5 protein-coding genes and 1 pseudogene are annotated in these 7,842 nt (G+C 40.9%); all 6 read left to right on the top strand.

What is annotated here, in order from left to right:
• On the top strand, nucleotides 1–2,895 hold a 2,895-nt coding region (locus ACG2F4_RS18905), incomplete at its 5' end, for a SusC/RagA family TonB-linked outer membrane protein (RefSeq protein ID WP_395262508.1).
• A 104-nt stretch (nucleotides 2,896–2,999) separates the two neighbouring features.
• A complete protein-coding gene (locus tag ACG2F4_RS18900; RefSeq protein WP_395262507.1) occupies nucleotides 3,000–4,436 on the top strand; it encodes a RagB/SusD family nutrient uptake outer membrane protein in 1,437 nt (478 codons plus the stop codon).
• A 37-nt stretch (nucleotides 4,437–4,473) separates the two neighbouring features.
• Nucleotides 4,474–6,087 carry an arylsulfatase gene (locus ACG2F4_RS18895; RefSeq protein ID WP_395262506.1) on the top strand — a complete coding sequence of 538 codons (1,614 nt, stop codon included), beginning with the start codon at nucleotides 4,474–4,476 and terminating at the stop codon, nucleotides 6,085–6,087.
• A 196-nt stretch (nucleotides 6,088–6,283) separates the two neighbouring features.
• The gene (locus tag ACG2F4_RS18890) at nucleotides 6,284–6,658 is read left to right on the top strand and encodes a transposase (RefSeq protein ID WP_395262505.1); all 375 of its coding nucleotides are present in this window, start codon (nucleotides 6,284–6,286) and stop codon (nucleotides 6,656–6,658) included.
• 302 nt (nucleotides 6,659–6,960) lie between these two features.
• Nucleotides 6,961–7,017, top strand: a pseudogene (locus ACG2F4_RS18885) (hypothetical protein); the annotation flags it as partial.
• Nucleotides 7,018–7,022: 5 nt separating this feature from the next.
• Nucleotides 7,023–7,505, top strand: coding sequence for a hypothetical protein (locus tag ACG2F4_RS18880; protein ID WP_395262509.1), 483 nt, complete (start codon nucleotides 7,023–7,025; stop codon nucleotides 7,503–7,505).
• Nucleotides 7,506–7,842 lie beyond the last annotated feature (337 nt).

Below are 7,842 nucleotides of genomic sequence, written 5' to 3'. Positions count from 1 at the left end.
CTGCCAGTTAATAGTCTTCAAGATACGCTTGTGTTTTCGTTCATTGGTTATCAAACACGGGAAGTTCCAATCAATGGGAGAACACAAATTGACGCAGTATTAACATCCCAGGCAGTAGTTGGGGAAGATGTGGTTGTTGTTGGTTACGGCACACAAAGGCGAAGAGACGTTACTGGCTCAGTTGGTTCTATTTCTACAGAAGATATTGAGTCTACATCAGTAACTGGAGTTGACCAGGCAATTACTGGTAAAGTAGCTGGAGTACAGGTGCAGAATGTGAGTGGGACTCCAGGAGGTGGGCCTTCCATTCGTATTAGGGGTATCGGATCTATTGGAGCAGGTAATGATCCGCTTTTTGTAGTAGATGGATTCCCAATACCCAATTCTCCAAATACGAAATCCAACCCTCTTAACAGTATTTCACCGAGTCAAATAGAATCTATTGAAGTATTAAAAGATGCTTCTGCTACAGCTATTTACGGTTCTAGGGGAGCAAATGGGGTTGTCTTAATAACTACCAAAGAAGGGACTCCACAAACACAAATACAGGTGAATAGCTCTATTGGAATTCAAAGTGTAAGGGAGAGAGGTATGGTCGAAGTTATGAATGCTCGTCAATGGGCCCAATTCATGAAAGAGAGAATGCAAGATAATATTCGCTTCAACCAAGGAAGAGAACCTACAGAGCAGGATATACCGGAAATGTATAGGAATCCTGAGCAATATGGTGAAGGAACCGATTGGCAAGATCAAATTTTTGAAAATGCCATTATGCATGAACAAAATTTCAGCATAAGTACTGGTAATGAAACAATAAGAGCAATGGTGTCTGCAAACTTTATGGATCAAAGAGGAACAGTTCTTGAGACAGGGTATAGACGATACAACTTGAGAGCCAATATTGACGCCAACCTGAGTGAAAATATTAGTGTAGGTTTGAGAATTGCTCCCTCTTTAGAGAATCAAAAATTAGCACCAGAAGTAGATGAGCCGGGTAGATTCAGTGCAATTGCCAGTTCTTTTCTTGTAAATCCAATTGCCTCGGTCAGAAAATCCGACGGTACATTAACATCTATGATAACGGGAGCTGGGATGTTACCGTTTGTAAATCCAGTATTAAAATTAAAGGAAGTGGATGAAGAACTTAGCAGAAAAAGATCGATAGTTAATACATATGCAGAATATGAAGTCTATAGTGGAATAACACTTAGATCAACATTTAACGTTGACTGGAATAATGCCAAAACAGAATTTTTTAAACCTACAACTGTTGGTGTTGGTTTTAGATCTCCACCCACTGCTGCTAACGCCAGATTTACCGATCAAGAGACTTTAAACTGGCTTAATGAGAATACAATACGCTATGAGTCAGTTTACGGAGATCATAATATTAGAGCATTAGCAGGGCTCTCTATTCAGCAAGAAACAATAGAGGTCGGAAATTTTAGTGCTACTAATTTTCCTGACAATGAAATTAGAACCTTTAATGCTGCACCTACCATTGGTGGTAATACTAATATTGGCGAATGGAGTTTAGTTTCGGTATTAGGTAGAATTAATTATGATTTTAAAGATAAATATTTAATAACAGCTACAATCAGAAGAGATGGCTCCTCGAGATTTGGAGCCGATAACCGATGGGGTAGTTTCCCTTCGTTCTCTGTCGGTTGGAGAATTTCTGAAGAAAAATTTATGAGAGAAGTTAACTTATTCAATAATCTATTAATAAGAGGGGGATATGGGTTATCAGGTAATTTTAATATTGGTAATTATTCTCATTTAGGAACGGTAAGCACAGCTAATTATACATTGAATAGCCAAGAAGTTTCTGGTAGAACTGTCACTAACCTCGGAAATCCAAATTTGGGTTGGGAAGAAGTGCAACAGGTAAATCTCGGTTTGAATATGAGCATGCTTGAAGACAGGTTAAATTTCACCTTGGATGCATATGAAAAAATAACTAGTAATATGCTCCTAAATATTGAAACTCCATTTACTTCTGGATTTAATGAGGCTGTTGTTAATCGAGGAGAGGTCACCAATCAAGGCATAGAGTTCGAAGTTAATTCGACAATAGTAAGAAATTCTATCGTTAACTGGGATTTGAGTTTTAATATTGCTCACAACTCAAACGAAGTAACAAAACTAGATAGTCCAATACTTGCTCCCGTAAGTCAAGGACAACATATAACGGAAGAGGGCTATCCTATTGGCCAATTTTATGGATTCGAGGTTGAAGGTATATATAACACGATGGAAGAGATCCAAAATCATATACCCAATGGCGATGCTATACCTGGGCAGTGGAGATATAAAGATGTTAATGGCGACGGAAGAACAGATCCATTTACCGATTTTGTAAGAATAGGTAATGCATTTCCTGATTTTACGTGGGGTTTAAATAGTTCATTAAATTATAAGAATTTTGATTTTAGTGTTTCAGTAACGGGTTCTCAAGGTGGGGAAACTTTGAGAACAGATCGTGAAGATCACTGGAATTTGATGGGAATATTTAATGTAACCGCAGAAGCCCAAAATAGGTGGAGGTCACCGGAGAACCCTGGTGATGGAATTCACGCCAGAGCAATTTCATACAATAATATTGTACATAGATACAACAAAAGTGTCTGGGTCGAGGACAATTCTCACATATGGATTAGAAATATAACGCTTGGACACACATTTAGTAGTAATCAAATCGGGTTTCTTAATTCAATGGGTGCTAATGAACTAAGAGCATACTTGAATGTACACAATCTCTGGATATCTAATACTGATATACAGAATCCAGAAGAATCCGTACTGGCGAATGATCCACTCCAACCTGGTCAAACTCGAAATGGAAATTATCCTATTGCCAGAATGTTCAAATTCGGAATTAATATTAACTTTTGAATTTATTTACCCTCATGATTACCACTAAAAGTAAACTCTATTTTTTCGTCCTATTCTTCGTAATAATATCAATAAGCTTTTTCGCAGTAAGCTGTGATGATTTTTTGAGTTCACAACCTGCTAACTTTATCAGTTCGACAGAGTTTTTTGAGAATGAGGAACAAGTTGATCAAACTGTTATTGCAGCCTATGCAAAATTGCAAGATATGTATAATAATCAATGGAAATTTTCAGAAGTACGCTCTGACAATACAATAAATCAGTATAACTCATCTAATTTTGGACACCATCCTACATGGTTAATAGATGAATTCGTAATGAGTCCCTCTAATCAAAACTTAGCACCTTATTGGCAGGATGTTTATCAAGGTATACAAAGGGCCAATTTGGTTATAAATAACATAGAACAGGTTGAGTTCAGCAGTGGTGATCTGAAAAATCAACTTATGGGTGAGGCCAAGTTTCTACGGTCATTGTACTATTTTAGTTTGGTAAGACTCTTCGGGGGTGTACCCCTAGTCCTTGATCAAGTTCGGTCACCTGACCAGGCTTTTTCAACGCTGGAAGAAAGAGCTAGTACTGAACAGGTTTATAATCAAATTATTACCGATGCCAGTGATGCCGCGGAATTACTACCAGAATCCTACTCAAATGAAAATAAGGGAAGAGCTACAGAGGGAGCAGCAAGAACTTTACTGGCTGATGTATACATGACAAGGCAAAACTTTTCTTCAGCCGCTGAAGAGTTAGAAATAATTATGAATTTAGGGTATGGATTGCTTCCAGATTATTCTGATATATATGACCCTGCTAATAAAAATAATCAAGAGTCAATTTTTGCTGTTAATTATGCAGAGTTGGAAACTAATGTAGGTTTAGGCAATAGCTTTATTTATTCATTTGCTCCTCACAATTCTGGGTCAGAAATCACAGGTGATAATGCAGGCACACCGGCTGGTTTAAATATACCTACTCGAGACATGTTAGAGGCCTACGAATCCGGAGATGAAAGAAAGGAAGCATCCATTGGATTTTATGTTGACCCTGGTAATGGTCAACACGGTATTGCAATTGGGGATACATTGCTCTATGTAAAAAAGGTTGATCATCCACACTCTGTGCGCGGAGCTACGAATGGAAATTGGCCAGTCTACAGATATGCTCATGTCCTACTTATGATGGCTGAGACAATAAATGAAGTTGACGGGCCTATCAGCGAAGCGTATGGTTATATAAATCAGGTTCGTCAAAGAGCTGGACTCGATCCGTTGGCTACAGGTCTTTCTCAGTCAGAATTCAGAGAAGCAATTTATCAAGAGCAAAGGGTAGAACTTGCATTCGAAAATCATCGGTGGTTCAATTTATTAAGGACAGGAAGAGCTATAGAGACAATGATGCAACATGGCGAAGAGGTCAAAGATTTACAGCCACATTTTACTAGTCAACCTGTTTATATAATAGAGGACTTTAAGCTCATATATCCCATACCGGAAAGAGAGATCAATTTAAATCCTCATATTCAGCAGAATCCAGGTTGGTAAATAAAATTAAATTAATCAATTTAAACCATTCTTTTAAATGACTGGAATTAAAATATATTCTATAGGACTACTGTGTGGATGGTTCTGGGTTTTTAGCTCAGGCTTGCTAATAGGTAATACCTACGCTAAAGATTCTGAGTTAGATCAAAAACCTCCTAATATTGTAATAATACTTGCAGATGATATGGGATTCTCTGATTTAGGATCTTATGGTGGTGAAATTAAAACTCCAAATATTGACAAATTGGCAAACAATGGTTTACGGTTTACTCAATTCTACAATACATCCCGTTGTTGGCCAACAAGAACTAGCATGTTAACGGGCTATTATTATCAGCAGGTAAGAGATTCTGACGGTAATGGTCCTTCGTGGGCAAAGCTGCTACCCCATTATTTAGATCGTGCAGGTTACCGAAGCTATCATTCAGGTAAATGGCATATACGAACTGCTTCAAAGCCTGTTGCAGATGGAGGTTTCGATCATTCCCATTGGCTACGCGATCATAATCGATATTTTTATCCTGAAACCCATTATAGGGACGATGATCTCCAGCCTCCTATTGAACCCAATAGCGACTATTATACTACTACAGACTATACTGATTATGCTATTGAATTTCTTCAAGATCACGAAGCTAATTATAAGAATAATCCTTTTTTCCTTTATTTAGCTTATACAGCTCCTCATTTTCCGCTCCAAGCACCACAGGAAGATATAAAACAATATGAGGGTCAATACATGGTAGGGTGGGATTCCATTCGAACAGAGCGATGGAAACGCCTTAAAAAAATGGGAATTTCAGATAATCCATTACCACAACTAGAGCCAGATGTAACGCCGTATTATTTGAATACAGGAATATTCAATGCACTTGGGCCTGGAGAAATAGAGCATGCTGTTCCGTGGAAAAATCTTACAGAACAACAAAAAAGGTTTCAGGCCAAAAAAATGTCCATACATGCGGCAATGATAAGTCGCATGGATCATGAAGTTGGCCGTCTAGTTGGTAAACTTAAGTCAATGGGCGAACTAGAAAATACAATAATATTCTTTTTGTCTGACAATGGAGCAGATGCAACAATTATGATCCGTGGCGAAGGCCATGATCGTGAAGCAGCTATGGGTTCAGGAGAGACTTTTCTTTGCTTGGGACCTGGGTGGTCTAGTTCCTCAAATACTCCATTTAGAAGACATAAAATGTGGGTTCATGAGGGTGGTATTGCTACACCACTAATTGTTCATTGGCCGGATGGAATTAAATCTAAAGGTGAGCTGCACAATACTCCTGGCCATGTAATTGATTTAGTACCGACCATTCTTGACTTAGCAGGAATAGAAAATACGAATTTTGAATCATCTAAATCTCAGAAACCGAAATTACCTGGTAAAAGTCTCATTCCTGTTTTTGAAAATGCACAAACTATAAATCGAGACAATATTTTCTTCAATCATGCCAATCATAGAGCCGTTCGAGTGGATAACTGGAAACTGCTCTCTGCACCTGGCAACCAGTGGGAACTATATAATTTAGCCATTGATCGTGGTGAAACGTACAACATTGCAAAATTAAAACCATCACTTGTTGATAGTATGGCTACTCTCTGGAATAAATTACAAGAAAAGTTTAGAAAACAGGCTAAACAACCTTGACTTAATATCTATGTTAAACGATTAAATAGAGTAACTTCTGAAATGTTTAATGTTGAAGAACATCAACTGCTTTTCCCAATACCGGCCAAAGAAGTTAGGACCACCAGATTGGTTTTGTCAGCCGGCTGCGGTCCAATGCAGCCCTGGAGCTGCTGCAGGACTTCCCGGTCAGCAAAGCTGAACGGGTCGGGGGGGCGTGCTGTCCGACCAGCGGGTCATGCTGGGACACACCACCCACACCAACGTAACCCGGTTTGAGGCCCATCTGGTGAGCTTCTATGATAGCCAGTCCGGCCGTTCCTTCCGTTTTGTGACGAACCTGTTCTCACTGATGGCTACCCAAATAGCGGGCATCTATCGCCAGCGGTGGCATATCGAGAGGGTCTTTAAACGCATTAAAGGGGCTTGGCCGCTTCGGTACTTTTTGGGCGACTCCCCCAATGCGATTAAAATACAGGTCTGGTGTGCGCTGATCGCCGACCTGCTGATACAGGTGCTGCAGCGCTCGCACCGCCGTCGGTGGTCTTATGCCAATCTGCGGGCGATGATTCGCCTGCATTGTTTTAGTTAGTCGACCCTTAAGAACCTTTCTAAGTTAATATGAATCAATGGTTTAGAGGTTTAAAAGGGGAATATTTTGTATCTTGTTTTGCAAGGAAACAGTTCAAAACAGCCCAAAACCTTGCAATTTATGACAGGTACTTCTCCCGTTGCAGGCCAACGTGATGCCTTTCGCCCCTTACTTAAGAACTTCATCGATCCGGATCAAGACTTAGCTGTGCTGGCCGACCGTATGGATTGGTCTTGGTTTGAAGATGGCCTTTGCCGCCCATTACAGCCACACCGGGCAACCGGCCATGCCCATTCCGCTTTATGGTCGGGTGTCTGCTGCTCAAACGCATCTACGACTACAGGGATGATACCCTGGCGGAGGCTTGGGTGATGAATACCTACATGCAATATTTTGCGGGGAGGTCTATTTCCAGCACACCTTTCCCAGCGATCCCAGCGATTTTGTTCACTTTCGAGGCCGTATTGGCCAGGAAGGGGTCGCCAAGATTTTCGCCTACTCGGTAGCCATTCACGAGCTGGACGGACGGGTCAAACAGGCCTTGGGCGTTAAGATTACCACCCCGGACAACCCCAAAGCCTCCGACAGTGAGGCCAAGAGGCGGCGGATGCGCCGCCGGTTTCGCCGCCGGGCGGGCATCAAAGCGATTATCGGACATCTTAAAACGGACCATCGTATGGGACAGAACTATCTGCACGGGAACACATCGTTTCAGATCAATGCCTATCTGGCCGCGGCCGGGTGGAGCTTGAAGAAATGGATGGAGCAGTGGGTTCGAGAGAGGGCCAAATCCTTGCGTTTGCTTTGCATGTATCTGATCCGTATTAATCCATATCAACCAATTTAGAGTTCTTAAGGATCGACTAGTTATGTCCAGCTGGGGACGTTCCTGGCCGATCCGACCAAAGCCCTTTTGCAGCAAAACGGCAACAAAGCTACGGGGTATCTTTATTTCCAACATTAGAAAACAAGGGGGGCTCGTAAACAGATCAGTCAACAAAAACGAGGTGGAGACACTCTGAAGGTTGTTTCTATTAGTCTTCGTAAAGTTTACCGGACAACAGTGATTCTTACTCCTTCATTCATTATTGGCTATTTCGGAGATCATTGTGCCACCCATTTCGGCCATGTTGTGCCATCCGTTTCGGAGGTCATTGTGCCAGTTTAGGTAGGTGATCGCCGGA

It is taken from the genome of Halalkalibaculum sp. DA3122, assembly GCF_043951865.1.
In the GTDB taxonomy this organism is placed as follows: Bacteria; Bacteroidota; Rhodothermia; order Balneolales; family Balneolaceae; genus JAMQKA01.
This window is presented reverse-complemented; position numbering and strand designations above follow the sequence as displayed.